The organism is Limnohabitans sp. 15K (genome assembly GCF_002778285.1).
In the GTDB taxonomy this organism is placed as follows: domain Bacteria; phylum Pseudomonadota; class Gammaproteobacteria; order Burkholderiales; family Burkholderiaceae_C; genus Limnohabitans_A.
Genome location: NZ_NESM01000006.1, coordinates 78,190 through 103,752 on the forward strand (window position 1 = coordinate 78,190; position 25,563 = coordinate 103,752).

Below are 25,563 nucleotides of genomic sequence, written 5' to 3' on the forward strand. Positions count from 1 at the left end.
AAATCGAGGCGTTTGGGGGTTAGAGCGCTTTATTTCTTGAACAAGTCGTCGATCTTGTCCTGCGCATCTTTGTCGGTTTTTTCTTGTTCCGCACCGGTTGCCGGCGCTGTGGCTTCTAGGGCCGCCGCGCTGTCTTGGGGCATCTCGATGACCACTTTGTCGATGTCCACTTTGACTTCTTTGTCCAAGAAGGCCGTGACCGTTTGGGGCACAAAGATCACGATGACCACCAACAGAAGTTGCATGATCACCCAGGGGATGGAGCCCAAATAAATGTCGTTGGACTTGACCGCAAAGGGAATGCGTTTGTCTTTGAACAAGGTGTCTGCGATACCTCTGAGGTAGAACAAGGCAAATCCAAAGGGCGGGTGCATGAAGCTGGTCTGCAAGTTGACGCACAACAACACGCCAAACCAAATCAGGTCAATGCCCAATTTGTCGGCCACGGGGGCCAGCATCGGAACGATGATGAAAGCGATTTCAAAAAAGTCGAGGAAAAACGCCAGGAAAAACACAAAAATGTTCACAACGACCAAGAAACCTGTTTGTCCTCCCGGCAGGCCTGTGAGCAGGTGCTCCACCCACTTGGCACCATCCACGCCTTGGAACACTTGGCTGAACACGCGTGAACCGATCAAGATGAACACCACCATGGCGGTCAGGCGCATGGTGCCGTGCATGGCCTCCCACAAAAGACTGAAATTGAGTCGTTTGTGCGAAGCCGCCAGGATCAAAGCGCCGACCACGCCCATCGCACCCGCTTCAGTGGGGGTTGCCAGCGCAGAGTCTTGGAATGGCAAACCACCCATGGAGCCCAGCACGGTGAAAATCAGCATGGCGGATGGAATGATGCCTTTGAGGCATTTTTTCCACAAAGGCCAACCATTGAGGGTTCGATCTTCCTTGGGAATTCCAGGTAAAAAATCGGGTTTGATCCGGGTCACGGCAAAGGTGTATAGCGCGAACATGCCAATCTGAATCAGCGAGGGGCCCCAAGCGCCTTTGTACATGTCACCCACAGGCTTGCCCAGCTGGTCGGCCAAAACCACCAGAACCAATGAGGGCGGTACCAGCTGTGTGATCGTTCCCGATGCGGCCAAGACCCCGGTGGCGTAGCGCATGTTGTAACCATAGCGAATCATCACCGGCAAAGAGATCAACGCCATCGCGATCACTTGGCCTGCCACGGTGCCCGTGATGGCACCCAAAATGAAGCCGACAAGGATCACCGAATAGCCCAGGCCGCCTTTCATGGGGCCAAAAAGTTGGCCCATGGAATCGAGCATGTCTTCGGCCAGTCCACACTTTTCCAGGATGGTGCCCATGAAGGTGAAGAAGGGAATGGCCAGCAACAGGTCATTGCTCAGGATCGAAAAAATCGAAATGGGCAAGTTGCTCATGAAGGCGACGGGGAACCAGCCCATCTCGATCGCATAAAACCCACTGGCCAAGCCCAAAGCCGCCAAAGAAAAGGCGACCGGAAAGCCCACCAGCATCACCACGACAAGGCCCGCGAACATGATCGGGGCAAAATTTTCCATTTGCATTGGAAGTCCTATTTGTTGTTATGTATTGAGGTTTTTCAGGCCCTGAAGCTCACTGCAGGGGTTTCTCATAGTGGGTGTCCATCGCGTATTGTCCCGAGAGGTAGCCCACGCGCTTGATCAATTCGGCCAAGCCTTGCAACCAGACCAGGGCAAAGCCCAAAGGCAAGGCCAATGTGGCGGGCCAACGGATCAAGCCGCCTGCGTTTTGGCTCATTTCACCCGAAACCAAGGTGTTCATGAAATAGGGGTAAGACAACCACGCCAGGTAGCCCATGATGGGCATCAGGAAAACGATGATGCCGAAAATATCGACATAAACAGGGGCATTGCCTTTGAGCTTGCCGTAAATCAGGTCCACCCGGACATGCTCATTGACTTTGAGTACATAGGGCGCTCCCACCATCACCACCCAGGCAAACATGTACCACTGGATTTCGATCAGGCCGTTCGAGCTCCAATCGAAGCCGTAGCGGACAAAGGCATTTCCCGCACAAATCATGGCAGCCAACAAAACGGCCCACGAAGCGACCATGCCAAAGCCATTGCTGAGCCAATCCATGAAACGTGCAAATTTGAGTAAGGCAGTCAAGACATCTCTCCAATCCATAAATGACAAGGGGCCTGTATTGGGCCCGCGCGCAAGGCTCCCGCTTTGCAAGGGGCCAATGGTAACAACGCCCGTGCCCTTCCATGGCGTTTTGATGAATCCATTGTTTGATTTTTTCTGTACCTGGCTTGAATTTCCATCAATCGGTACCAAACACAAGCGGATGGATCCTTGGGGTAAGTAATACCCCTTACGTTCAGGCTTTTTCCGAACGGTGTGCCCACCAAGGCAGTCGGTGTTTCAAGGACTGCACCTGTCCCGAGGTGTTGCCCGTGTGGTAGGCCGGCATGGTGTTGAGTTGTTCGGTCCACTCTGGGGATTGGAGCATGCGGCGAAGCTGCTGCACGGGTGGCGAATCGACAGCACTTTTCAGGCAAACAAGCCAATAGTCTTCGTGTTCCAAAGGCACAAAATCCAGCCCTTGCGCCTGCGCTGCCGAGCCGATGCCCAAACCCACATCGGCTTGACCGGCTGCAATGCTGGCGGCCACGGCCGCATGAGAAGGTTCTTCTTGGGTGTAGCCCACGATGTCTTCCCCTTTGAGTGCTGCAGCGCTCAGCCATTGGTCCAGCAGCAAGCGGGTGCCTGTGCCGGGACTGCGGTTGACAAAGCGCACGCCCGGTTTCAGAAGGTGTTGCAATTCATGCAAATTCAAGGGGTTGCCCGTTTGCACCATCAAGCCCTGCTGTCGGCTGGCAAACCCGATCAGTTTGTGCAAACCGGTTTTGAGCAGCGGTTTGTAGGTGCGCGCCACCAAAGAATGGGCCGCAGGTTGTGATGGGGCGTGAAAGCCCGCCATGATGCACCGGCCTTCGTTCAAGGCACGGATCGCATCCACACTGCCGCAAAAACGCAAATCCAGGTGCAAAGATTGGGTTGCAGCATGTTCCCGCAACCGAACCAGGGCATCGTCATGGCTGGCAAAAATGGGCAATACATGGTGCTCGGGGTCAAAAGCGACCGAAAAGGTTTTTTCCAGCTCGGCTTGCAAAGCCCTGATTTGGGGCGCGAGCCGGGCTTGGGCTTGCCTTTCGGCCCACAATAATTTGTCTGCAAACTCACTGAGTCGGGCAGATTGGCCCTTTTCCCAAAGAATCAGCGGTTGGCCCAGGGTTTGTTCCCAACGCTTGAGTTCGCCCCAAACATGCCGGTAGGACAGCTGCATCGATTTGGCTGCCGCCGCGATGGAGCCGCATTCCCGCACAGCCTGGAGGGTGTCCATGAGTGGGTTTTGCAAGGGGCTGAGTCGATCGCGGACGACCTCGTCAATTTGATGCGGCGTCCAGTGGTAAGAGAGGTCAATGTGTTGCACAAACGCGAGTTTGCCTGAACGGCGAGTGCTTGCCAGAGTGTCTTGCTTCCGACCTATGCAAACCTCTTCATAGTGGACACCCCTCATGCCTTGCAGGGCGCGTGTCCCGTAGCATCCACGGCGCTTATGAATACTTTCTCCGACAGCGTCCTGACGGCGCTGAACCTCGTCACTTCTTTCGATCCTGCCCTGTGGGTGGTCGTCACACGGTCTTTGGCTGTCAGTGCCACGGCCTGCCTGCTGGCCTATGGCGTGGGCGTGGCGCTGGGCGCTTGGTTGGCCGTGTCGCGTTTTCGTGGCCGGGGCGCGGTGCTGGTGGGTTTGAACACCCTGCTGGCGCTGCCTTCGGTGGTGGTGGGCCTGGTGGTGTATTTGCTGCTCTCGCGCAGTGGGCCTTTGGGATTTTTGGGTTGGATGTTCAGCTTCAAGGCCATGGTGCTGGCCCAGTTCATTTTGGTGGTGCCGGTGGTGGCTGCGCTCACGCGCCAGGTGGTCGAAGACGTGGAGCGGCAACACGGGGAGCAGTGGGCGTCGCTGGGCGCAGGCCCTTGGGTGCGCAGCTTGTTGCTGGCCTGGGACGAACGCTTGGCCTTGCTGACGATTGCCGTGACAGCCTTTGGCCGCGCCATCTCGGAGGTGGGCGCCGTCATGATCGTGGGCGGCAACATCGACGGTTTCACCCGCGTCATGACCACCGCCATTGCGCTGGAAACCAGCAAAGGCGATTTACCGCTGGCGCTGGGGCTGGGCATGGTGCTGCTGGCGGTGGTGTTGTTGCTCAATGCGCTGGTGGCGGGTCTGCGGCGCTGGGGTGAGTCACGTTATTCGCGGCCAGCGACAGCCCATGGCCTGTTGGGTGCGCAGCCATGAACGCCGCGCAGATCACGCTGGATGCGGTGAGTGTCCAGCTGGGGGCGCAACAGGCCCTGAAGGACGTGAGCTTGCGCATTGCGGCGGGTGAGCGCGTGGCGCTGGTGGGGGCCAATGGCTCGGGCAAGAGCACTTTGCTGCGTACCTTGCATGGCTTGGTGCTTCTCTCGCAAGGCCAGGTGCAACAAGCGCCGGGTGTGCGCCAAGCCATGCTGTTCCAAAGGCCGCACATGCTGCGCCTGTCGGCCTTGAACAATGTGGCGCTGGGCTTGTGGCTGGACCGTGAACGGGGCCTGAGTTGGACACAAGCCAAAGCGCTGGCGCTGCAGGCTTTGCAGCGTGTGGGCCTGTTGTCTGTGGCGCAGCAAAACGGCCGCCAGTTGTCGGGTGGACAGCAGCAGCGCCTGGCTTTGGCCCGTGCTTGGGCGCGACAGCCCGATGTGCTGCTTTTGGATGAGCCCACGGCCAGCCTGGACCCGCATGCCAAACGCGAAGTCGAAGCCCTGATGGCCGAATTTGCCTGTGCGCCAGAACGCCCTCTGACCTTGGTCTGGGCCAGCCACAACCTGGGTCAAGTCAAGCGCTTGGCCACCCGAGTCATTTATCTGGAGTTCGGTCAAGTCATGGCCGACTTGCCTGTGGCCGATTTTTTCAACCCCGTTTTGCTGGCTGAACGCAGCCCGGCAGCCCATGCTTTTGTTCAAGGAGAACTTTCATGACCTTTCCATCTTCTATGACCCGTCGCGCCTTGGTGTGTGCGGTTTTGGCCACCACTTCGGTGTGGGCACAAGCCCAGTCCATCGTGATGTCGTCCACCACCTCGACCGAGCAGTCGGGCTTGTTTGCGCACCTCTTGCCGGCCTTCAAAAAAGCCAGTGGGTTGGACGTGAAAGTGGTGGCGTTGGGCACGGGTCAGGCACTGGACATGGCGCGTCGCGGTGACGCCGATGTGGTGTTTGTGCACGACCAAGTGGCGGAAGAAAAATTCGTGGCCGATGGCTTTGGCATCAAGCGCTTGCCCGTGATGTACAACGACTTTGTGCTGATCGGACCCAAGGCTGACCCGGCAGCCGCCAAAGGCAAAGACATTGTGGCGGCTTTGGCCAAGTTGTCGGCGGGCAACGCGGCCTTTGTCTCGCGGGGTGACAAGAGTGGCACCCACGCGGCCGAACTGCGTTTTTGGACCCTGGCCGCGCTGACCGACAAAAAGGGCAGCGGCTACAAAGAATGTGGTTGCGGCATGGGCCCAGCCCTCAACATTGCAGCGTCTTCGGGTGCTTATGTGTTGGCCGATCGTGCCACTTGGCTCAATTTCAAGAACCGCGCCGATCTGACCATCTTGGTGGAGGGCGATAACCGCTTGTTCAACCAATATGGCGTGATGGTGGTCAACCCGGCGAAACATGCGCACGTCAAACGGGCCGATGCGCAGAAGTTTGTGGATTGGATCACTTCAGCCGCTGGCCAAGCCACAGTGGCCGATTACAAAATTGGTGGCGAACAATTGTTCTTCCCTAACGCCAGCAAATGAGTCGTCTCTAGGTTCGCCTTACTTTGCTGAAAACCTAGGGCTTTCACCCATGGAAGCCCTCATCTGTGCATGTTGAAATGGCGAGTGATAACCCTTTCAAACAGGAGATAGGCATGCAGGTTCAACTCAAGGTCAACGGCAAAGCCGTTGTGGTGGATGCGGCGCCGAATACGCTGCTGGTTCAAGCGTTGCGCGAGCAACTCAAACTCACGGGTACGCACGTTGGGTGCGATACGGCGCAATGCGGCGCGTGCACCGTGCTCATGAATGGCAAGGCCGTCAAGTCCTGCAACATGCTGTTGGCGCAGGCGGCTGGCAGCGATGTCGAGACCATCGAAGGTTTGGCTGCCACTGACGGCACCATGCACCCCATGCAAGCGGCCTTCAAGGAGTGCCACGGACTGCAGTGCGGTTTTTGCACCCCTGGCATGGTCATGAGCGCGCTCGACCTTTGCAAGCGTCATCCCAATGCAGGCGAACAAGAGGTGCGCGAGGCGCTGGAAGGCAATATTTGCCGTTGCACCGGTTACCAAAACATTGTCAAGTCCGTTCTGCAAGGTGCAGCGGCCATGAAGTCTTAAGGAGATCGAACATGGGTGCTTCCGATTTTGCCAATCTCCCCCACATTGGGGAATCCCTCCGCCGCAAGGAGGACTACCGTTTCTTGACGGGCGCAGGCCAATACACCGACGACATCGTGCTGGCCAACATGTCCCATTGCTTCTTTGTCCGCTCACCCCATGCCCACGCCAAAATCCGCAGCATCGACAAAACGGCTGCTCTGGCAGCGCCGGGCGTCATCGGCATTTTGGACGGCCAAGACGTGGCCGCAGACAAGATCAATGGCTTGCCATGCGGTTGGTTGATCACCAGCACCAATGGCGAACCCATGAAAGAGCCGCCACACCCGATTTTGGCGTTCGAAAAAGTGCGTTATGTGGGCGACCATGTGGCCATGGTCGTGGCCGAAACCTATGAGCAAGCCCGCAACGCGGCCGAGTTGGTGATGGTGGATTACGAGCCCTTGGCCGCAGTGGTGGATGTGCGTGACGCGCAAGCCCCGGGTGCACCTGTGATCCATGATGTTGCGCCAGACAACCAATGCTACAAGTGGGCCATCGGTGACAAGGCGGCCGTCGATGCCACATTTGCCAATGCCGCGCATGTGACCAAGCTGGACCTGGTGAACAACCGTTTGGCACCCAACCCCATGGAGCCGCGTGCAGCCATCGGGCACTACAACCGGGCCGGTGACGACTACACCTTGTATGTCTCGAACCAGAACCCGCACGTCGAGCGCTTGCTTTTGACAGCGTTTGTGATGGGCCTGCCAGAACACAAAGTGCGTGTGATTGCGCCCGATGTGGGTGGTGGCTTTGGTGCCAAAATTTACCTGTACGCCGAAGATGTGTGCCTGACTTGGGCTTCTAAAAAGCTCAACCGCCCCATCAAGTGGAACTGCGACCGTTCAGAGGCCTTCCTCTCTGACGCCCATGGCCGCGACCATGTCAGCCATGCAGAGCTGGCCATGGACAAAGATGGCAAGTTCTTGGGCTTCCGTGTCCACACCGACGCCAATCTGGGTGCTTACCTGTCGACCTTCTCAACCGCCGTGCCGACCATTCTGTACGCCACATTGCTGGCGGGTCAGTACAAGACGCCACAGGTTTATGTGGAGGTGGATTCGTGGTTCACCAACACGGCCCCAGTCGACGCCTACCGAGGTGCTGGCCGACCCGAGGCCACTTATTTGCTGGAGCGCATCGTTTCTCGCGCTGCCTGGGAAATGGGTCTTTCGCAAGACGAAATCCGTCGCCGCAATTTCATCACCGAGTTCCCTTACCAGACCCCAGTGGCTTTGCAGTACGACACAGGTGACTTCCACGCCTGCATCGAGCAAGCCAATCAATTGGCCGATGTGGCGGGCTTGGAGCAGCGCAAAGCGCAATCCAAAGCCAAGGGCTTGCTGCGTGGCTTGGGTTATTCCAGCTACATCGAGGCTTGCGGTTTGGCGCCGTCCAACGTGGCGGGTGCTTTGGGTGCGCGGGCGGGTCTGTTTGAGTGCGGCGAAGTGCGTGTTCACCCCACAGGCAGCGTGACCGTTTTCACCGGTTCACACAGCCATGGCCAAGGCCATGAAACCACGTTTGCACAGGTAGTGGCCGCTCGCTTGGGCCTCTCGCCTGAGCAAGTGGATATCGTGCACGGCGACACAGGTCGTGTTCCTTTCGGCATGGGCACTTATGGCTCGCGCTCCATCTCGGTGGGTGGCTCGGCCATCATGCGCGCGCTGGACAAAATTGAAGCCAAGGCCAAGAAGATCGCCGCCCACCTGATGGAAGCCAGCGATGCCGATGTGGACTTCGCCGGTGGTGAGTTCAAGGTCAAGGGCACCGACAAAATGGTCACTTTTGGCCAAGTGGCGCTGACGGCCTATGTGCCGCACAACTACCCGCTTGACAAGTTGGAGCCAGGTCTCAACGAGACCGCTTTTTACGACCCGACCAACTTCACCTTCCCGAACGGTACTTACATTTGCGAGGTCGAGATTGACCCTGCAACAGGTGTCGTTCGTGTGGACCGTTTCACCGCTGTGGATGATTTTGGCACCATCATCAACCCGATGATTGTCGAAGGCCAGGTGCACGGTGGTTTGGTTCAGGGCATCGGCCAGGCGCTGATGGAGCACTGCGTGTATGACCGCGAGACCGGTCAACTCTTGACAGGCTCCTTCATGGACTACGCCATGCCGCGTGCCGACGATTTTCCAGCCTTCACCATTGGCCATGTGTGCACCCCTTGCACCACCAACCCCTTGGGCACCAAAGGCTGCGGCGAAGCCGGTGCCATCGGTTCTCCCCCTGCGGTCATGAACGCTGTGCTCGACGCCTTGGCACCGCTGGGTGTGAAGGACCTGGACATGCCCGCCAGCCCGAACCGGGTGTGGACCGCCATTCAACAAGCCAAAGCCTGAGGAACCACAACATGTACGCATTCGCCTACGAACGCACCGCCTCTTTGGCCGACACGGTGGCCAAAATTTCTGCCGGAGGCCAAGCGCTGGCCGGTGGTCAGACCCTGATCGCTTCGCTCAAGCAGCGCCTGGCCCAGCCCGGCAGCTTGGTTGACTTGGGCGGTGTCCCTGAACTGAGCGGGATCAAAAAAGAAGGCAACACATTGGTGATTGGCGCCATGACGCGCCATGAATTTGTGGCCGACAGCGCCGAAGTCAAATCCGCGATTCCGGGATTGGCTGACTTGGCGGGCAACATCGGTGACCGCCAAGTTCGTGCCATGGGCACCATGGGTGGCTCGGTGGCCAACAACGACCCTGCAGCTTGTTACCCCAGCGCCGTCTTGGCATTGGGTGCCACCGTGCAAACCAACAAGCGCAAGATCGCTGCCGATGATTTTTTCCAGGGCATGTACACCACGGCTTTGGAAGAGGGTGAGTTGATCACGGCCATCCATTTCCCCTTGGCCAAAAAATCGGCCTATGCCAAGTTCCGCCAACCTGCTTCGCGCTTTGCGCTGGTGGGTGTGTTTGTGGCGCAAACTGATCAAGGCGTTCGCGTGGCCATCACGGGCGCGGGCAATGGGGTGTTTCGCCATGCCGGCCTCGAAGCCGCTTTGTCCAAGAGTTTCACGCCCGAGGCGGTGGAAGGCGTGACGATCGATGCGAGCGAGCTCAATGGCGACTTGCATGCCAGCGCTGCTTACCGTGCCCAGTTGATCAAGGTTCAGACTCAGCGGGCGGTGCAACAGGCCAATGCGTGAACCCATTGACGAGTTGGTCAGCATCGATGCATTGATCCACGCCCTAGAGGGTGTGGGTTACCACGCACATCGTCGTCTGGCGACATCGGTTTTTCTGGCGATGAAGCTGGGCAGGCCGCTGCTGCTGGAGGGCGAGCCGGGTGTTGGCAAAACAGAATTGGCCAAAGCCCTGGCCAAGGTGTTGGGGCGGCCCATGCTGCGCCTGCAGTGTTACGACGGCATGGAGCAGCGCGAGGCCTTGTACGAGTGGAACCACACGGCCCAGCTGCTGCACATGCGCGCTGCGCAAACCACACAGACTGCGGCCGAGATCGAGCAGGCCGTCTACCAATCGCGCTTTCTGATCCGCCGGCCCTTGTTGCAGGCTTTGGAGGCACCGGCTCCGGGCGCTGTGTTGCTGATCGATGAGGTCGACCGTGCCGATGAGCCTTTTGAGGCCTTTTTGCTGGAATACCTGGGCGAATACCAGGTGACTATTCCCGAGCTGGGCACGATCAAGGCCCAAGTCGCACCCATCACCATCCTCACCAGCAACCGCACGCGTGACATGAACGATGCGGTCAAACGTCGCTGCCTTTACCAGTGGATGGATTACCCCGAGCGTGAACGCGAGCACGCCATTGTGCAAAGCCAAGTGCCCAACGCCGGCCCTTTGTTGACCGAAGCCGTCACAGAATTTGTCTCGCGCCTGCGTTCTTTGCCCTTTGCCAATGCTTTCCAGCGCTCGCCGGGCATTGCCGAGAGCGTGGAGTGGGCCAAGGCGCTGGTGGCGCTCGACACCCTCGCGCTGGACCCGGAAGTGATCCAGGACACAGCCGGCATCTTGTTCAAGCAGCGTGAAGATGTGGCCGCCCTGGTGCCCCTGATCGACGAACTTCTGCGACCTGCGCCTTCGCAGGCTTGAGCGCATGAAACTCGGTGATGCGCGCAGCGGCAAGCTGCCCGAAAACATCATTGGTTTTGGCCGCGCTTTGCGCAGGGCAGGTGTGCCCATCGACAGCCAGCGCATGGCCCTGGCCATTGAAGCGGCCCGCCTGGTGGGTCTTGAGCGAAAAGACGACCTGCATGCGGCTCTGGGTTCTGTGTTGATCAACCGCCAGCAAGACATCGAGGTCTTTGACCAGTTGTTTTCAGCCTTGTTCAGAAACCCCGAATTGGCGCAACAACTGCTGGCTCAAATGTTGCCCAAAGTGCGCCAGGGCCAACCACCCTCGCGCAAGGCCAGGGTGCAAGAGGCTTTGGCTGCCCCCAAGAAGACCGAAGCGGGCCCACGCCAGGAAAGTGAAATTCAACTCGATGCGGCCATGACCGCCAGTGACCGCCAGCGGCTGCAGCATGCAGACTTTGCAACACTCAACGCCAGTGAGTTTCGCCTGATTGAACGGCTGGTTCGCGACATTCCTTTGTCCTTGGAACCGGTACCAGGCCGGAGAACGCGCGCTGGTCTGCGTGGCCAACGCCCGCATTGGCCTGCGGCCATGCAGCAAGCGGGCCGTTCGGAAGGCGAGTTGTTGTGGTTGCCTCAACGTGCGCGTCGACCACAGGCTTTACCCCTGCTGGTGCTGGTGGACATTTCCGGGTCCATGGAGCGGTATGCCCGTTTGCTCTTGGCGTTTTTGCACCAAGCCACACGAACTCACCCACGCGCTGTTTTTGCTTTCGGCACCGACCTCACCGATCTGCGTCCCGCTTTCAAGCACAAGGACACCGACCGCATGCTTGAGGAGGCCAACAAGCGGATTGCTGATTTTGCCGGGGGGACACGCTTGGGTGATTCGCTGGCCACTTTGCGAGAGCACCATGCGCGTTGCCTGATCGGGCGCAGAACGGTGGTGCTGCTCATCAGCGACGGTCTGGACACCGGAGAGCCTGCCCACTTGCAATCCGAAGTGCAGTGGCTCAAAAGGCATTGCCGGCAACTGTTTTGGCTCAACCCGCTCTTGCGCTTTGAGGGTTATGCCCCATTGGCCAGCGGTGCGCAGGTATTGCACCAGCACGCCGATGGCATGCTCGCGGTTCATAATCTCAGCAAGCTGGAAGACCTTGCACAAGCCATTGGCCAACTGATGAAGCGGTCAAGATCATGAAGCGCTCAAGCATTTCCCCTATTTTGTTTTGACAGGAGACACCCACCATGGACATGACTGGCCAACGCACACTCCAAGTGACCCAGCAGCAGGTTTGGGAGGCACTCAATGACCCCGAAATCCTCAAGGCCTGCATCCCTGGTTGCCAAAAATTTGAGCCTTCAGGCAATCAAAAATTCGCGGTGGCAGCGGGCATCAAGATGGGGCCGGTATCGGCCTTGTTCAATGGCAGCGTCCAGCTGACGGACATCGTTGCTCCGCAGAGCTACAAACTCAACTTCGATGCCCAAGGCGGCGTGGCTGGATTTGGCAAAGGCGAGGCTGCGGTCGAGATCAAGCCGTTGGAAAAGGGCTGTGAATTGCATTACACCGTGCACTCGTCTGTGGGCGGAAAAATCGCGCAATTGGGACAACGTTTGATCGATGGTGTGGCCAAGAACATGGCCGAAGACTTTTTCAAGCGCTTTGAAGCGGAACTCGAAAAACGTTACCCGCCAGTGCCAGAACCCCTGAGCCTCGGATCTGCGCCTGTACCGAACCAGGCCTCATCGGGTTTGCCGGCATGGATGTGGGGTTTGGGTCTGGTGGTTGTGGTGGCCGCGGTCGCCATCGCTTACCTTTGACAGCAGCGTAACAGCCCACTTCTATCGGACTGCGAATCTTCGGCAGTGCGATGGTGCCGGGCAGACTGCCTTCAGGCTTGGGCAGCCCAGAGTGCAGCGGTTTTCAGGCCCAACCAGGTCAAAGCCAGGGAGCCGAACAAATGCAGGGCAGCGTTGCCTGTGGCCAGTGCAAAACGTCCTTGCTGCAGCAGAGACACCACTTCTGCTGAGAAGCTGGAGAACGTGGTCAAAGCCCCGAGAAACCCAGTGACCAAAGCCAGCCGCCAGATGGGGTCAAGTTCGGGCAGTTGCTGGAAGACCCCCACGCACACACCCACCAAATAGCCGCCGATCAGGTTGGCGGCCAAGGTACCCCAAGGCAGCAGGCCTGAACTGGCGGGGTTGAGCCAAAGCCCCAATTGCCAGCGCGAGAGAGCGCCCACACAAGCGCCAATGCAAATCGCGGTCACTGTGAGCATGGCTGGGGTCCTCTCGGCTTGGGCTTATGGCTTGGGTTGATGACTTGGATTCACGACCATTAAAACGGTGGATCTTCGTCGTCGCTCGCCGTGGCATTTGAACCTGCCTTAAGGGTCGAATTCACCACCGTGCGCGTGGGGTTGGGCAGGGCTTGATCGGCCGACGCCGCGCCCAATTCCATTTCGCCGCCCAAGGCTTCGATCAGGCTGTCGATCAGTGGCCCCAGTAAACCCGTGGACAAGGCCACATCGGCGTCAAAGCGGTCTTCGGTTTTGTCGGTGCCCGACTCGTCCATCACGCCGTCGAGGTACTGCACTTTTTTCAGCTGCAGGGTTTCGGTCAAAACAAACGCTACGCGACCATCCCAGCTGAGTGCCAGCTGGGTGGGCAGTTTGCCTTCCATGACATGCTTGCGCACGTCGTCGTTGGCCAGATGGTGGCGGGTAAAGCGCACGCTGGCAGCGTCTTCGCCAGTGGACTTGAGCACGGTTTCGCGCTCCACGGTCAAATCTGACGGCCACTCGTCGGGGGTGAGGGCCAGCAGCCACTGCGTCATGGCGGCTTGCGGGGAGGTCACGGTCTGGATCAGCGAGACCGATAAGCCGCCCATCACGTTCATCAGTGCCGACATGACTTCGTCGGCCTTGCCTTGGCTGCCTGCATTCAGCACCAAGCGGCGGTTTTCCAGGTCCATCCACACCAGCACCGAGGATTGGCGTGCAAACGCTTGAGGCAGCAGCGACAACAGCACGTCGTCCATCAGGTCGCGCTTTTCTTTTTTGCCAGGCTTGCGGCCGGTGGCGGCTTCTATTTCGGCGACACGTTCGTCCACCTTGCGGCGCACCACATTGCCGGGCACGGCCTTGGACTCGATCATGAGTTTCAAAATCCACTGACCCGAGACCGATTCGACCAGCGGGCCATGGGCCTCGCCCCGTGGCGGAACCCAGCCGATGGACTTTTCCTGGCTGGCGCCACACTCCACAAATTGAACCGGCTCCAGCGCCGCTTGCACATCGGCCAATGTGGGCGCAAAGCCCTCGCCGATGCGGTAAACCATCACATTTTTAAACATCCGTCACTCTTTCATGCCCCTTCAGGGCCAGCGCGGCATCTTACCGGAGTGACGCGGCTTTTATTTGGCCACGCCCATCATCATGTCGGGCAGGATGGTCACGATGGATGGGAACACGGTGATCAAGCCAATACCCAGGAGCAAGCAGCCGAAAAAGGGCAGGGTCACCGTCGCGATGCGGTTGCTGTCGATGCCGGTCATGTTCTGCAACACAAACAGGTTGAAGCCCACGGGGGGCGTGATTTCGGCGATCTCGATCAACATGATGATGAAGATACCGAACCACACCAGATCGAATCCGGCCTTCTGGATCATGGGCAACACCACCGCGCTGGTCAGCACGATCATCGAAATGCCGTCCAGCGCCGTACCCAAAATCAGATACACCACCACCAGCACGCCAATCAACCCAAAAGGCGAGAGGTTCATCGCGTGCACCACCTCGGCCAATTCACGCGGAATGCCCGTGAAGGCCATGGTCTTGGTCAAGAAGGCGGCGCCCGCCAGAATGAACATGATCATGCAGCTGACCCGGGTGGCGCTCACCAGGCCTTGCCAGAAATTTTGCCAAGTCAGGCTGCGCCCAGCGGCTGCAATGGCCAGCGACCCCAGCACGCCATAGGCCGCGCATTCGGTGGCGGTGGCAATGCCCGCCACCAGCACCCACACGATGAACACGATCAGCAAGCCACAGGGAATCAAGCTGCCCGAGCGCCGCATTTTTTCCATGAAGGTCGTGGGTGCTTCCGCAGGCGGCACTTTGTCTGGGTTGCGCAGGCTCCACCAGATGATGTAGCCCGAGAACAGACCCATCAGCAAGAACCCGGGCAAAAAGCCTGCGAGGAACAGTCGGATCACGCTGGCGTCAGCCGCCACGGCATACACCACCATGGTGATGGACGGCGGAATCAAAATGCCCAGACCGCCCGCGGCGGCCAAAGAGCCCAGCGCAATGTTGCGGTCATAGCCGCGCTTTTCCAGCTCGGGCAGGGCGACTTTGGCGATCGTGGCACAAGTGGCGGCCGAAGAGCCCGACACCGAGCCAAAAATGCCGCAACCCAAAATGGTGGTGTGCATCAGGCGGCCCGGCACCTTGGACAGCCAGGGCGACAGGCCGTCAAACATCTGCTCGGACAGCTTGGTGCGGTACAAAATTTCGCCCATCCAAATGAACATGGGCAGGGCAGCGAGTTCCCAGCTGGCCGAGGTTTCCCAAAAGGATGAAAACAAGTTCTTGCCAGGCAGTGTGTTGGTGAAGAAGGCCTGACCGACCCAGCCCACAATGGCCAGTGTCATGGCGATCCAAACCCCGCCGCTGAGCATCAACAACATCAAAAAGAGGAGCAGGCCTCCGATTTCAAGCAGGCCCATCACAATTCCTCGGAAAAATCACCACGGGCGTGCCGTTCTTCGACGCGCGCCACATAGCTGGGCTTGCTGCCCCGGAAAACACACACACATTCGTCGAGCACCGCGATCACCAAAATGGCCGATCCGACGACGAAGCTCATTTGCGGAATCCAGATCGGGATCGCCACCATGTTGCCTGCGATGTCGTTGAACTCGTAGCTTTCCCAGGTGAAGCGCGCTGCCCAGTAACCCAAGTAGCCGATGGCCACTGCAGCGACGGACAAGGAGACCAACTCCAGCCAACGGCGCACCGGCGCAGACACCGATTCGAGCACCAGTGTCACGCGCACAAAGTCGCCGTTGCGAAAGCTGTAGGCCATGCCCAAAAAGGCCGCAGCCGCGCACAGCCAGGCCACGATGTCGTTGACCCAAGACACGCGCCACTCGAACACGCGCCCGATAGATGCGGCAATCATCAAGACCAAAATGGCCAGCACACACAGCGCAGCCAGGTTGCCGCCCAGGAGGTACAAACCGTCCAGAAAGCGGCGAAGTGGGCCGGTATGGGCTGTGTGGCTGGAGCTCATGTGGGCTTATTTCTTGTTGTAGGCATCGACCAGGGCTTTGCCTTCTGCGCCTGATTTGTCCAGCCATTCCTTGAGCATGGTGTCGCCCACTTTGGCCATGTCTGCTTTGAGTTGCGCCGATGGGGCTGTCACCGTCATGCCGTTGGCTTTGAGGGTGGCCAGTGTCGTGTCGTTGACCTTGCGCGAATCGGCCCAGCCACGGGCTTCGGCATCTGCTGCCGCTTTCATGAGCGCGTCTTGTGTTGGCTTGTCGAGCGCGTCAAATGCCTTCTTGTTGGCGATCACGGCGTTCTTGGGCAACCAGGCTTGTACATCGTAGTAGTACTTGAGGTGTTCATAGAGTTTGCTGTCCACGCCTGTGGCACCCGACGTCATGGTCGACTCGACCACGCCGGTGGCCAAGGCCTGTGTGAATTCAGCCGCTTGAACGGTCACAGGCTGAGCACCCACCAACTCGGCAATTCGGGCCGTGGACGGGCTGTAAGAGCGCCACTTGATGCCCTTGAGGTCGGCCGCGGTGTTGATGGGCTTTTTGCTGTAAATGCCTTGTGGTGGCCAGGCCACCGAGTACAACAGCACCATGCCTTGCTCGGCCAGTTTCTTTTCCATCAAGGGTTTTTGGGCCTTGTAGAGCTTCATGCCTTCGTCGTAGCTGTCGGCCAAAAAGGGCAGGCCGTCGGCCGCGTAAATAGGCCACTCGTTGCTGAAGTTGGCCAACAAAATTTCACCGGCCTGGGCCTGACCGCCTTGCACGGCGCGCTTGATTTCGGGGGCTTTGAACAGCGATGCATTGGCGTGCACGGTGATTTTCAGCTTGCCGCCCGAAGCCTTGTCCACATCGGTGGCGAACTGGGCCAAGTTCAGCGAATGGAAATTGCTGGAAGGGTAGGCGGCGGGCAGGTCCCATTTGTTTTGGGCCGACACAAAGCCGGAAACAGCGAGCAAGCCAGCCAGCAGGCTGAGGTGAAGGGCGCGACGTTGCATGAAAACTCCTGTGAAAGATGAATTGAACGGTCAAACGGGCAGTGCAAGAAAGGTGCCCGCTGGGTGCGCGCATCGGGTGCATCTGACAGCTCTTCACTTTAGGCAAGTTGGTGGCTCGGCGTGATCGGTGTTTTCCCTTAATGTCAACAAATTGTTGGTAAATTGTCGACATCGGGCATAGACTTTCTCATCTCTCCAGCCTTGACGGAAACCATGCCGCGCAAAAATTCCCTGAGCACCTCAGCCGCCAGCCCCATCGTGTCCTCGGCCCATCTGGTCTCGCCGGACAGCGCCGAGATGAGCGAGTTCGAGTTTGGCTTGATCGTGGCGGGCAATGCCTTTCACCGCTGGATCATCCATTGCATGGCGGCCGCAGGTCTGAAGGATTTGACGCCCTTGGATGTGCTGGTGCTGCACCACGTCACGCACCGTGCGCGTGACAAACGCCTGGCCGATATCTGTTTCATCATGAACATCGAAGACACGCATTTGGTGAATTACGCCCTGAAAAAGCTGCAAGGCCTGGGCGTGGTGGTGTCGCAAAAGAATGGCAAGGACGTGACCTATGCCGCCACCGACGAGGGCCGTTCTTACGTGCAGCGCTACCGCGAAATCCGCGAGAGCTGCTTGATCGACGCTCTCAAGGCCGACGATGGCTTGAACCGCGACATTGGCGAGCTGGCCCGATTGCTGCGTGTGCTATCGGGCATGTACGACCAAGCGGCGCGTGCGGCGGCCTCTTTGTGAAACTGGTTTTTGAATTTGAATTTTGAGCAACATATGACCGAATCCCACACCACACCCGCTGGCAAAAACCGTTGGCAGTTCTGGATTGACCGCGGCGGCACCTTCACCGACGTGGTGGGCAAGCGGCCCGACGGCACTTTGGTCACGCACAAACTGCTGTCTGAAAACCCAGAGCAATACCGCGACGCGGCGGTGGCGGGCATTCGCCATTTGCTGGGCCTCAAAGCTGGAGAACCCGTCACACCCGAGCTGGTCGAGTGCGTGAAGATGGGCACCACCGTGGCCACCAATGCGCTGCTGGAGCGCAAGGGCGAGGCCACGCTGCTGGTCACCACGCAAGGCTTTGGCGACGCGCTGCGCATTGCGTATCAAAACCGCCCGCGTTTGTTTGACCGCCAGATCGTGTTGCCTGAGTTGCTCTACAGCGCGGTGGTGGAGGCGCAGGAGCGCGTGGCGGTGGACGGTGAGGTGTTGCAGCCGCTCGACGAGGTGCATTTGCGCACCCAATTGGTTGATGCGCACCAACAAGGTGTGCGCTCGGTGGCCATCGTGTTCATGCACGGTTGGCGGCACACGGCGCACGAGCAGGCTGCAGCGCGGCTGGCGCATGAGGTTGGTTTCACCCAGGTCAGCACCTCGCACCAAACCAGCCCGATGATGAAGCTGGTCAGCCGGGGTGATACCACCGTGGTGGACGCGTACTTGTCGCCGATTTTGGGGCGTTATGTGAACCAAGTGGCCAGCGAGATGCCAGGCGTGAAACTGATGTTCATGCAGTCTTCGGGCGGCTTGACGGACGCCCAGGTGTTTGCGGGCAAGGACGCGATTTTGAGCGGCCCGGCGGGCGGCATTGTGGGCATGGCCCGCACGGCGCAGCTGGCGGGGCACGACAAGGTGATTGGTTTTGACATGGGCGGCACGTCCACAGATGTGTCGCACTTTGCCGGGCAGTTCGAGCGCGAGTTCGAAACCCAGGTCGCGGGTGTGCGCATGCGTGCACCGATGATGAGCATCCACACGGTGGCGGCGGGTGGTGGCTCGCTGTTGGCCTATGACGGTGCACGCTTTCGGGTTGGGCCGCAAAGCGCGGGTGCCAATCCGGGGCCGGCCAGTTACCGACGCGGCGGGCCGCTGGCCGTGACCGATGCGAACGTGATGGTGGGCAAGGTGCAACCGAAATTTTTCCCGTCGGTGTTTGGGCCTGAAGCCAACCAGCCGCTGGATGCTGAAGTGGTGCGCGGGCATTTTGCAAAATTGGCCGCACAAACCGGGCGTGCTGCCGAAGACGTGGCGCATGGCTTCATCCAGATCGCGGTGCAGCAGATGGCCAACGCGATCAAGAAAATCTCGGTGGCCCGTGGCTACGACGTGACGCGCTACACCCTACAGTGCTTTGGTGGTGCGGGCGGGCAGCATGCGTGTTTGGTGGCCGATGCCTTGGGCATGTCGCAGGTGCTGGTGCACCCGCTGGCGGGTGTGCTGTCGGCTTATGGCATGGGCCTGGCCGACCAGAACGTGATGCGCGAAGAATCGATTGAGCGGCGCTTGGATGCGGCCGCCATGCCCTTGATGGCCGAGCGCTTGCAAGTCTTGGGTGAAACCACGCGTCAAGCCCTGTTGGCTCAAATGGGCGCAGAGGCCGCCAGTGCCGACCGCATCGAGCTGCGCCAACGCGTGCATTTGCGCTACGAAGGTACCGACTCGGCGCTGGTCGTACCCTGGGGCGATCAGACCCAATTGGTGGCCGGTTTTGAAGCGGCGTATCGCCAACGCTTTGCCTTTTTGATGCAGGGCAAGGCTTTGGTGGTCGAAGCGGTGTCGGTCGAGGCGGTGCTGCCTGGTGATGCGCCCGAAGAGGCTGTTCATGCGCTGAACGCTGAGCGCGAGGTGCCACGTCGCGACACCGTGCAGGTCTATGCCGCCAATGCTCAAGGCGTGGCCGAGTGGCAGGGCGCTGCGCTGGTGGTGCGCGAAGACATGCGCCCCGGCGATGTGATCGATGGCCCGGCCATCATTGCCGAAAAAAATGCCACCACGGTGGTGGAGCCCGGATGGCAAGCGCGGTTGACTGCGCTTGACCATTTGCTGCTGGTGCGGGTGCAGGCGCGTGCGGTACAGCATGCCGCAGGCACGCAGGCCGACCCGGTGCTGCTGGAGGTGTTCAACAACCTGTTCATGAACATTGCTGAGCAAATGGGCTTGCAGCTGCAAAACACCGCTTACTCGGTCAATATCAAGGAGCGCTTGGATTTTTCTTGCGCCTTGTTCAGCGCAGAAGGGCACTTGATTGCCAACGCGCCGCACATGCCGGTGCATTTGGGCTCGATGGGCGAGAGCATCCAGACGGTGATCCAAGAAAACAAGGGGCGCATGCAGCCAGGCGATGTGTTTGTGCTGAACGATCCGTACCACGGCGGCACGCACTTGCCCGACATCACGGTGATCACCCCGGTGTACCTAGACGGCCAAGCAGACCCTGTGTTTTATGTCGGCTCACGCGGTCACCACGCCGATGTGGGCGGCTTGACGCCGGGCTCCATGCCGCCGTTCTCCACGCGCATCGAAGAAGAAGGCGTGCAGATCGACAACGTCAAACTGGTCGAGGCGGGCCATTTGCGCGAGGCCGAGATGGTCGCGCTGCTGCAAAGCGGCGAATACCCCTCGCGCAACCCGGCGCAAAACATGGCCGATTTGAAGGCGCAAATTGCCGCGAATGAAAAAGGCGTGCAAGAGCTGCGCCGCATGGTCGATCAATTCGGCTTGGATGTGGTGCAGGCCTATATGCGCCATGTGCAGGACAACGCCGAAGAGTCCGTGCGCCGCGTCATCACGCGCCTCAAAGACGGGACGTTCACTTTTCCCTTGGACAACGGGGCGCAGATCCAGGTGGCGGTGCGCGTGAATGCCGCAGAGCGCACGGCCGAGATCGACTTCACCGGCACCAGCGCTCAGCTGTCCAACAACTTCAATGCGCCGCGTGCGGTGTGCATGGCAGCCGTCCTGTACGTTTTCCGCAGCCTGGTGGACGATGACATCCCGTTGAATGCCGGTTGCTTGAAGCCGCTCAAGGTGATTATTCCTCAGGGCTCCATGCTCAACCCCAACCCCCCGGCTTCGGTGGTGGCAGGCAATGTGGAGACCTCGACTTGCATCACCAATGCGCTGTTCGGTGCTTTGGGTGTGATGGCGGGCAGCCAGCCGACCATGAACAACTTCACCTTCGGCAATTCGCGGGTCCAGTACTACGAAACCATTTCGGGTGGCAGCGGAGCGGGTGGTCGCTTTGACGCACAAGGCCAGTTGGTCGGTGGTTTTGACGGCACCTCGGTGGTGCAAACTCACATGACCAATTCACGCCTCACGGACCCGGAGGTGCTGGAGTTCCGCTTTCCGGTGCGGCTGGAGAGTTACGCGATCCGAGAGGGCTCAGGCGGCGCGGGGCGCTGGCACGGTGGCGACGGCGGGGTGCGCCGTGTGCGCTTTTTGGAGCCGATGACGGCGGGCATTTTGTCTAACGGGCGCGTCCATCCGGCCTTTGGCATGGCGGGTGGTCACAGCGGCCTGCCGGGCATCAACCGCGTGGTGCGCAGAGATGGCAGCGTGCAAGAGTTGGCACACATTGGCCAAGTTGAGATGCAGGCGGGCGATGTGTTTGAGATCCACACGCCGGGTGGAGGCGGGTTCGGCGAGCCCACAGTGGGCACTTAGGTCAGTCGGTGGTGGATCAGGGTTTTTTCGGTGATGCGCTAGGGGCTTGGCCGTAGGTCTGCCCTTGCACCCGAATGCCCTGTTCTGACAAACTGGCCGCTTTTTTAGGGCCGATGCCTTTGACGCGTTGCATCACGTCTGGCCAATCTCGAAAAGGCGCTTTTTGGCGTGCGTCTATGATTTGCCGCGTCATGGCTGGGCCCAAGCCTTTCAGGCCATCGAGCTCAATTTCTGTGGCCTGGTTCAGGTCCACTTGGGCCCAAGCCACCGATGCCATTAGGCCGAAGCTAATGTTGACGGCGATGGCCTTGATGGCAATGGCTTTTATGGTGCTGATGGCGATGTTTTGGATCATCTTGACCTCTCCTGGTGCAGGGCTGCAAAACCCTGCAGCAGCCCGCATTTTGGGCACCGATGAGATACCGGTGCAAGGCCTAGGGCGCTGCACTTGAAACCAGTTGTTTCAAGCAGGCTTCAGAGTTCTTCGATGCGACGGGGTGGGTAGCTGTCCCAAGCTTGGCAACCTGGGCAATGCCAAAAATGTTCTTTGGCTTCAAACCCGCAGGCTGCGCAGCGGTAACGGGCCAGGGGCCGAATGGCCTGCTCCAGTGCTTTTTGGACAGGAGCTGGCAAGGCGGGCGTGGCGGGGCTTTCGTCTGACAACCAACGAGCAGCCGCCATCAACGAGGTGTGTTGGCTCAAGTGGTCGAGGTAGCGTTGGTGCGATGCCGCTTGGCCCTCTGGCGAGGTGGCTGTCAACGCGGTGATGGCGTCCAGCACATCGATGCTGGGCTGTTTGTCGTAATGCTTTTGCAAAAGCTGTATGGCCTGCTCGCCTAAAGAAGCCGCCTGCGCGGCCTTGACCAAGCTGGGCGCAGCCAGTGTGGCCGCGGCATCGCTGCGTTCAAACAAGACCGACAAAGTGGCAAAGGCTTCTGCGGCTTGTCCTTGGGACAGTTGAAGCTGCCCCAGCAAAATACGCGGTCTGGCGGCTTCGGGGGTGGTTTGCAGGGCTGTGGTGAGCAATTGCAGGGCTTTGACTGCATCGCCTTGTTGCACCGCTTCACGGGCCTGCTCGCATTGGTAATGCGCCAGACGCATCTCAAAATTGGCTTCGCCCGACTTTTCCAAAAGTCGAGCCACTTGGGCAGCCTCCGGCCATTCGCGCGAGCGCTCGTAAATCGCCAACCGCGCCAGTCGCGACTGACCTTCGTACGAGGTGCCTTCCAGTTTGCGCAAGGCTTCTTCGGCGCGGTCCAGCAGTCCCGCTTTCAAGAAGTCGAGTGCCAAGCCGTGTTGGGCACGCTGGCGATCGGCGCTGCTCAAGTCAGCCCTGGAGAGCAGGTGCTCATGGACACGCACCGCACGGTCATACTCACCACGGCGGCGGAACAAATTGCCCAAAGCGAAATGCAATTCAGACGTGTCCGGGTCGTTTTGCACGGCCTCAATGAAGGCGTCAATGGCCTGGTCTTGCTGTTCATTGAGCAGGTAATTGAGCCCTTTGAAATAAGCGCGAGGTGCCTGGCGGTTGGCAATGCGCATTTGTCGAAGGTCCAGGCGTGAGGCAATCCAGCCGAGGGCAAACGCGGCGGGCAGGCCCACCAAAATCCAGGTCAGGTCAAGTTCCATAGGGTTTCGCAGGCTCAGGGATGGGCTCAGTGGGAGCCGAAGTGTTCATGCGCAGCGCTTGGCGGTGTCGCCACCAACGGGGCACCATGCCCAATACGCCCACGGCGACACCCAAGCCAAACGCGCACAGCACCACCAAAACGGTGGGTGCTGACCAAAAGGTGCCGAAAAAGAAATTGACGCGCGTTTCTTGCTGGTTGTTCAGCGCAAAAGCAAACAGGGTGAAAAAGACAGCGGCTTTCAGTAGCCACTGAAGCAGCCGAAGCAGACGTTTCATGGATGACCTCGGAATCTGGCTGCATTCTAACGGGCCACCCGCCTAAGCAAGGTGCCGGATGGGCCTGATGCGGCAATCGCCATTCATGCGGCAGGGCTGGGCGCTCAGTCTTTGGCTGCACCAGAACTTTGGCTGGCTGTGCCCGAATCCACGGCTTCTCGCAAAGCTTTGCCGGGTTTGAAATGGGGGACCCGTTTTTCGGGAATTTGAACACTCTCGCCAGAGCGGGGGTTGCGGCCCACACGCGGTGGACGGCGGTTGATGGAGAAGCTGCCAAAGCCACGGATCTCAATGCGGTGGCCTTTAACCAGCGCGTCGCTCATGGCGTCGAGCACCGTTTTGACGGCCAATTCGGCGTCACGGTGGGTCAGCTGCGCAAAGCGTGCGGCGAGTTCTTCAACCAGATCGGATCGGGTCATGTTGTCACTTCGTTGTGGATGGCACTTGCAGGTGTCTGGCACCCCTCTTAAAAAAGCCTGCCCCCATCACAGGGGCAGGCTTTTCAGACAGCAAGCGTCTTCAGATCAAAAAGATCAGTTGTTATCCAGCTTGGCACGCAACAAAGCGCCCAGGCTGGTGGTGCCAGCGTTTTCGCTCTTGGACTGTTGTGACAAGGAAGCCATGGCTTCTTGTTGGTCCACAGCGTCTTTGGCTTTGATCGACAACTGGATGTTGCGGGTCTTGCGGTCCACGTTCACCACCACAGCGGTCACTTCGTCGCCGACTTTCAGCACATGGCTGGCATCTTCCACGCGGTCACGCGAGATTTCGGACACACGCAGGTAACCGATGATGTCTTCGCCCAGGTCGATTTCAGCGCCCTTGGCATCCACAGTCTTGACCTTGCCGGTGACGGTCTGGCCTTTGTCGTTGATCGACACGAAAGTGGTGAAAGGATCGGAGTCGAGCTGTTTGATGCCCAAGCTGATGCGCTCGCGGTCCACGTCCACAGCCAAGACCAAAGCCTCAACTTCTTGACCCTTCTTGAATTCGCGCACAGCGTTTTCGCCGGTTTCGTTCCAAGACAAGTCAGACAAGTGCACCAAGCCGTCGATGCCGGCAGCCAAGCCCACGAACACGCCGAAGTCGGTGATCGACTTGATCGGGCCCTTGACGCGGTCGCCGCGCTTGGTGTTCTGAGCGAACTCTTGCCATGGGTTGGCACGGCACTGCTTCATGCCCAAGCTGATGCGGCGCTTGTCTTCGTCGATCTCGAGGACCATGACTTCGACTTCGTCACCCAAAGCAACGATCTTGGAAGGTGCCACGTTCTTGTTGGTCCAGTCCATTTCGGAGACGTGCACCAAGCCTTCGATGCCTGGCTCGAGTTCCACAAACGCGCCGTAGTCGGCGATGTTGGTGATCTTGCCGAACATGCGGGTGCTTTGTGGGTAGCGGCGGTTCACGCCCATCCATGGGTCGTCGCCCATTTGCTTCAGACCCAAGGACACGCGGTTTTTCTCGGTGTCGAACTTGAGGATCTTGGCGGTGATTTCCTGACCAGCCGTGACCACTTCGGAAGGGTGACGGACACGGCGCCATGCCATGTCGGTGATGTGCAGCAAGCCGTCGATACCGCCCAAGTCCACGAACGCACCGTATTCGGTGATGTTCTTGACCACACCGTGAACGATGGAGCCTTCGCGCAATGTTTCCATCAGCTTGGCGCGCTCTTCGCCCATCGAGGCTTCCACCACAGCGCGGCGTGACAACACAACGTTGTTGCGCTTGCGGTCGAGCTTGATGACCTTGAATTCCAGGGTCTTGTTCTCATAGGGTGACAGGTCTTTGGTGGGACGTGTGTCGACCAAAGAGCCGGGCAAGAAAGCACGGATGCCGTTGACGAGCACCGTGAGGCCACCCTTGACTTTGCCGCTGGTCACGCCAGTGACGAACTCGCCAGATTCCAGGGCTTTTTCCAAAGACATCCACGAAGCCAAACGCTTGGCGGTGTCGCGCGACAAGATGGTGTCGCCGTAGCCGTTTTCGATGGAGCCGATGGCCACCGAGACAAAGTCGCCGACCTGGACTTCGATTTCACCCTGGTCGTTCTTGAACTCTTCGAGGGGCACATACGACTCGGACTTGAGACCGGCGTTGACCACAACGAAGTTGTGCTCGATGCGCACGACTTCAGCGGTGATGACTTCACCTGGGCGCATTTCGGTGCGCGTCAGTGATTCTTCGAATAGGGCGGCAAATGATTCAGACATGGTATTTCCTCATCCACAAGTTCAGGACTGACGAGCGCGACATGCGTCGTTTCCAGGAGCTGACAGTGGCGATTGGTTTGCGGCGTGAGCCGCGGTTGGTTTTTTAAAAAACCACCTGGCCAGTGAGCAAGCTGCACGATGAGAGCCGGGTGGAACTTCAGGTCAGCCCACACAGGG

24 protein-coding genes are annotated in these 25,563 nt (G+C 59.1%); 11 read left to right on the plus strand and 13 right to left on the minus strand.

What is annotated here, in order from left to right; genetic code table 11:
• Window positions 1–29: 29 nt before the first annotated feature.
• From B9Z40_RS15880 to B9Z40_RS15890, 3 genes are all read right to left on the minus strand, one after another.
• Window positions 30–1,547, minus strand: coding sequence for a TRAP transporter large permease subunit (locus B9Z40_RS15880; RefSeq protein ID WP_100174339.1), 1,518 nt, complete (start codon window positions 1,545–1,547; stop codon window positions 30–32).
• Window positions 1,548–1,596: 49 nt separating this feature from the next.
• Complete coding sequence (locus B9Z40_RS15885; RefSeq protein ID WP_100174421.1) at window positions 1,597–2,136, minus strand: TRAP transporter small permease subunit; 540 nt, start codon at window positions 2,134–2,136, stop codon at window positions 1,597–1,599.
• Window positions 2,137–2,350: 214 nt separating this feature from the next.
• The gene (locus tag B9Z40_RS15890; protein WP_369823481.1) at window positions 2,351–3,466 is read right to left on the minus strand and encodes a substrate-binding domain-containing protein; all 1,116 of its coding nucleotides are present in this window, start codon (window positions 3,464–3,466) and stop codon (window positions 2,351–2,353) included.
• Between the two features lie 126 nt (window positions 3,467–3,592).
• Here B9Z40_RS15890 and B9Z40_RS15895 point away from each other — a divergent pair, with 126 nt between their 5' ends.
• From B9Z40_RS15895 to B9Z40_RS15935, 9 genes are all read left to right on the plus strand, one after another.
• Window positions 3,593–4,336 (plus strand): ABC transporter permease, encoded by a 744-nt coding sequence (locus tag B9Z40_RS15895; protein ID WP_100174341.1) that lies wholly within the window; start codon window positions 3,593–3,595, stop codon window positions 4,334–4,336.
• Complete coding sequence (locus B9Z40_RS15900; protein ID WP_100174342.1) at window positions 4,333–5,055, plus strand: phosphate ABC transporter ATP-binding protein; 723 nt, start codon at window positions 4,333–4,335, stop codon at window positions 5,053–5,055. The genes B9Z40_RS15895 and B9Z40_RS15900 overlap by 4 nt, the downstream gene beginning before the upstream one ends.
• A 14-nt stretch (window positions 5,056–5,069) precedes the next feature.
• The gene (locus tag B9Z40_RS15905) at window positions 5,070–5,867 is read left to right on the plus strand and encodes a substrate-binding domain-containing protein (RefSeq protein WP_369823486.1); all 798 of its coding nucleotides are present in this window, start codon (window positions 5,070–5,072) and stop codon (window positions 5,865–5,867) included.
• Between the two features lie 113 nt (window positions 5,868–5,980).
• Entirely contained in the window at window positions 5,981–6,448 is a 468-nt protein-coding gene (locus B9Z40_RS15910; protein ID WP_100174344.1) for a (2Fe-2S)-binding protein, read from the plus strand.
• 11 nt (window positions 6,449–6,459) lie between these two features.
• Window positions 6,460–8,841, plus strand: a complete 2,382-nt coding sequence (locus B9Z40_RS15915; protein ID WP_100174345.1) for a xanthine dehydrogenase family protein molybdopterin-binding subunit — start codon at window positions 6,460–6,462, stop codon at window positions 8,839–8,841.
• Between the two features lie 11 nt (window positions 8,842–8,852).
• Complete coding sequence (locus tag B9Z40_RS15920) at window positions 8,853–9,644, plus strand: xanthine dehydrogenase family protein subunit M (protein WP_100174346.1); 792 nt, start codon at window positions 8,853–8,855, stop codon at window positions 9,642–9,644.
• On the plus strand, window positions 9,637–10,548 hold the full coding sequence (locus B9Z40_RS15925) for a MoxR family ATPase (RefSeq protein WP_100174347.1): 912 nt from the start codon (window positions 9,637–9,639) through the stop codon (window positions 10,546–10,548). The genes B9Z40_RS15920 and B9Z40_RS15925 overlap by 8 nt, the downstream gene beginning before the upstream one ends.
• Window positions 10,549–10,552: 4 nt before the next feature.
• The gene (locus tag B9Z40_RS15930; RefSeq protein ID WP_100174348.1) at window positions 10,553–11,731 is read left to right on the plus strand and encodes a VWA domain-containing protein; all 1,179 of its coding nucleotides are present in this window, start codon (window positions 10,553–10,555) and stop codon (window positions 11,729–11,731) included.
• 47 nt (window positions 11,732–11,778) lie between these two features.
• The gene (locus B9Z40_RS15935) at window positions 11,779–12,354 is read left to right on the plus strand and encodes a CoxG family protein (RefSeq protein ID WP_100174349.1); all 576 of its coding nucleotides are present in this window, start codon (window positions 11,779–11,781) and stop codon (window positions 12,352–12,354) included.
• Between the two features lie 71 nt (window positions 12,355–12,425).
• Here the strand turns inward: B9Z40_RS15935 and crcB are convergent, their stop codons facing one another.
• The 5 genes from crcB to B9Z40_RS15960 are packed head-to-tail and all read right to left on the minus strand — an operon-like array spanning window position 12,426 to window position 16,809.
• On the minus strand, window positions 12,426–12,812 hold the full coding sequence (gene crcB, locus B9Z40_RS15940; protein WP_100174350.1) for a fluoride efflux transporter CrcB: 387 nt from the start codon (window positions 12,810–12,812) through the stop codon (window positions 12,426–12,428).
• A 59-nt stretch (window positions 12,813–12,871) separates the two neighbouring features.
• Complete coding sequence (locus tag B9Z40_RS15945) at window positions 12,872–13,888, minus strand: recombination-associated protein RdgC (protein WP_100174351.1); 1,017 nt, start codon at window positions 13,886–13,888, stop codon at window positions 12,872–12,874.
• 60 nt (window positions 13,889–13,948) lie between these two features.
• Complete coding sequence (locus B9Z40_RS15950) at window positions 13,949–15,259, minus strand: TRAP transporter large permease (RefSeq protein ID WP_100174352.1); 1,311 nt, start codon at window positions 15,257–15,259, stop codon at window positions 13,949–13,951.
• Window positions 15,259–15,825 (minus strand): TRAP transporter small permease, encoded by a 567-nt coding sequence (locus tag B9Z40_RS15955; protein ID WP_100174353.1) that lies wholly within the window; start codon window positions 15,823–15,825, stop codon window positions 15,259–15,261. Before B9Z40_RS15955 ends, B9Z40_RS15950 begins: the two co-directional genes overlap by 1 nt.
• 6 nt (window positions 15,826–15,831) lie before the next feature.
• Window positions 15,832–16,809, minus strand: coding sequence for a TRAP transporter substrate-binding protein (locus tag B9Z40_RS15960; RefSeq protein ID WP_100174354.1), 978 nt, complete (start codon window positions 16,807–16,809; stop codon window positions 15,832–15,834).
• A gap of 213 nt (window positions 16,810–17,022) precedes the next feature.
• Here B9Z40_RS15960 and B9Z40_RS15965 point away from each other — a divergent pair, with 213 nt between their 5' ends.
• Both B9Z40_RS15965 and B9Z40_RS15970 read left to right on the plus strand, forming a co-directional pair.
• Window positions 17,023–17,556, plus strand: a complete 534-nt coding sequence (locus B9Z40_RS15965; protein WP_100174355.1) for a winged helix DNA-binding protein — start codon at window positions 17,023–17,025, stop codon at window positions 17,554–17,556.
• A gap of 33 nt (window positions 17,557–17,589) precedes the next feature.
• A complete protein-coding gene (locus B9Z40_RS15970; protein WP_100174356.1) occupies window positions 17,590–21,264 on the plus strand; it encodes a hydantoinase B/oxoprolinase family protein in 3,675 nt (1,224 codons plus the stop codon).
• A gap of 16 nt (window positions 21,265–21,280) precedes the next feature.
• Here the strand turns inward: B9Z40_RS15970 and B9Z40_RS15975 are convergent, their stop codons facing one another.
• The 5 genes from B9Z40_RS15975 to rpsA form a co-directional block, all read right to left on the minus strand.
• Window positions 21,281–21,619 (minus strand): helix-hairpin-helix domain-containing protein, encoded by a 339-nt coding sequence (locus B9Z40_RS15975; protein WP_199172584.1) that lies wholly within the window; start codon window positions 21,617–21,619, stop codon window positions 21,281–21,283.
• Window positions 21,620–21,738: 119 nt separating this feature from the next.
• The gene (gene lapB / locus B9Z40_RS15980) at window positions 21,739–22,896 is read right to left on the minus strand and encodes a lipopolysaccharide assembly protein LapB (RefSeq protein ID WP_100174357.1); all 1,158 of its coding nucleotides are present in this window, start codon (window positions 22,894–22,896) and stop codon (window positions 21,739–21,741) included.
• The gene (locus tag B9Z40_RS15985; RefSeq protein WP_100174358.1) at window positions 22,886–23,173 is read right to left on the minus strand and encodes a lipopolysaccharide assembly LapA domain-containing protein; all 288 of its coding nucleotides are present in this window, start codon (window positions 23,171–23,173) and stop codon (window positions 22,886–22,888) included. The genes lapB and B9Z40_RS15985 overlap by 11 nt, the downstream gene beginning before the upstream one ends.
• Window positions 23,174–23,277: 104 nt before the next feature.
• Window positions 23,278–23,634, minus strand: a complete 357-nt coding sequence (locus B9Z40_RS15990) for an integration host factor subunit beta (RefSeq protein WP_255408278.1) — start codon at window positions 23,632–23,634, stop codon at window positions 23,278–23,280.
• Window positions 23,635–23,706: 72 nt separating this feature from the next.
• Window positions 23,707–25,386 carry a 30S ribosomal protein S1 gene (gene rpsA, locus B9Z40_RS15995; RefSeq protein WP_100174360.1) on the minus strand — a complete coding sequence of 560 codons (1,680 nt, stop codon included), beginning with the start codon at window positions 25,384–25,386 and terminating at the stop codon, window positions 23,707–23,709.
• Window positions 25,387–25,563: the final 177 nt, after the last annotated feature.

Bases quoted from the DNA above. Each gene is read 5' to 3' on its own strand.
- B9Z40_RS15880 (WP_100174339.1), bottom strand. From the start codon at position 1,547: ATGCAAATGGAAAATTTTGCCCCGATCATGTTCGCGGGCCTTGTCGTG.
- B9Z40_RS15895 (WP_100174341.1), top strand. From the start codon at position 3,593: ATGAATACTTTCTCCGACAGCGTCCTGACGGCGCTGAACCTCGTCACT.
- B9Z40_RS15900 (WP_100174342.1), top strand. From the start codon at position 4,333: ATGAACGCCGCGCAGATCACGCTGGATGCGGTGAGTGTCCAGCTGGGG.
- B9Z40_RS15905 (WP_369823486.1), top strand. From the start codon at position 5,070: ATGACCCGTCGCGCCTTGGTGTGTGCGGTTTTGGCCACCACTTCGGTG.
- B9Z40_RS15910 (WP_100174344.1), top strand. From the start codon at position 5,981: ATGCAGGTTCAACTCAAGGTCAACGGCAAAGCCGTTGTGGTGGATGCG.
- B9Z40_RS15915 (WP_100174345.1), top strand. From the start codon at position 6,460: ATGGGTGCTTCCGATTTTGCCAATCTCCCCCACATTGGGGAATCCCTC.
- B9Z40_RS15920 (WP_100174346.1), top strand. From the start codon at position 8,853: ATGTACGCATTCGCCTACGAACGCACCGCCTCTTTGGCCGACACGGTG.
- B9Z40_RS15925 (WP_100174347.1), top strand. From the start codon at position 9,637: ATGCGTGAACCCATTGACGAGTTGGTCAGCATCGATGCATTGATCCAC.
- B9Z40_RS15930 (WP_100174348.1), top strand. From the start codon at position 10,553: ATGAAACTCGGTGATGCGCGCAGCGGCAAGCTGCCCGAAAACATCATT.
- B9Z40_RS15935 (WP_100174349.1), top strand. From the start codon at position 11,779: ATGGACATGACTGGCCAACGCACACTCCAAGTGACCCAGCAGCAGGTT.
- crcB (WP_100174350.1), bottom strand. From the start codon at position 12,812: ATGCTCACAGTGACCGCGATTTGCATTGGCGCTTGTGTGGGCGCTCTC.
- B9Z40_RS15945 (WP_100174351.1), bottom strand. From the start codon at position 13,888: ATGTTTAAAAATGTGATGGTTTACCGCATCGGCGAGGGCTTTGCGCCC.
- B9Z40_RS15950 (WP_100174352.1), bottom strand. From the start codon at position 15,259: ATGGGCCTGCTTGAAATCGGAGGCCTGCTCCTCTTTTTGATGTTGTTG.
- B9Z40_RS15955 (WP_100174353.1), bottom strand. From the start codon at position 15,825: ATGAGCTCCAGCCACACAGCCCATACCGGCCCACTTCGCCGCTTTCTG.
- B9Z40_RS15960 (WP_100174354.1), bottom strand. From the start codon at position 16,809: ATGCAACGTCGCGCCCTTCACCTCAGCCTGCTGGCTGGCTTGCTCGCT.
- B9Z40_RS15965 (WP_100174355.1), top strand. From the start codon at position 17,023: ATGCCGCGCAAAAATTCCCTGAGCACCTCAGCCGCCAGCCCCATCGTG.
- B9Z40_RS15970 (WP_100174356.1), top strand. From the start codon at position 17,590: ATGACCGAATCCCACACCACACCCGCTGGCAAAAACCGTTGGCAGTTC.
- B9Z40_RS15975 (WP_199172584.1), bottom strand. From the start codon at position 21,619: ATGATCCAAAACATCGCCATCAGCACCATAAAAGCCATTGCCATCAAG.
- lapB (WP_100174357.1), bottom strand. From the start codon at position 22,896: ATGGAACTTGACCTGACCTGGATTTTGGTGGGCCTGCCCGCCGCGTTT.
- B9Z40_RS15985 (WP_100174358.1), bottom strand. From the start codon at position 23,173: ATGAAACGTCTGCTTCGGCTGCTTCAGTGGCTACTGAAAGCCGCTGTC.
- rpsA (WP_100174360.1), bottom strand. From the start codon at position 25,386: ATGTCTGAATCATTTGCCGCCCTATTCGAAGAATCACTGACGCGCACC.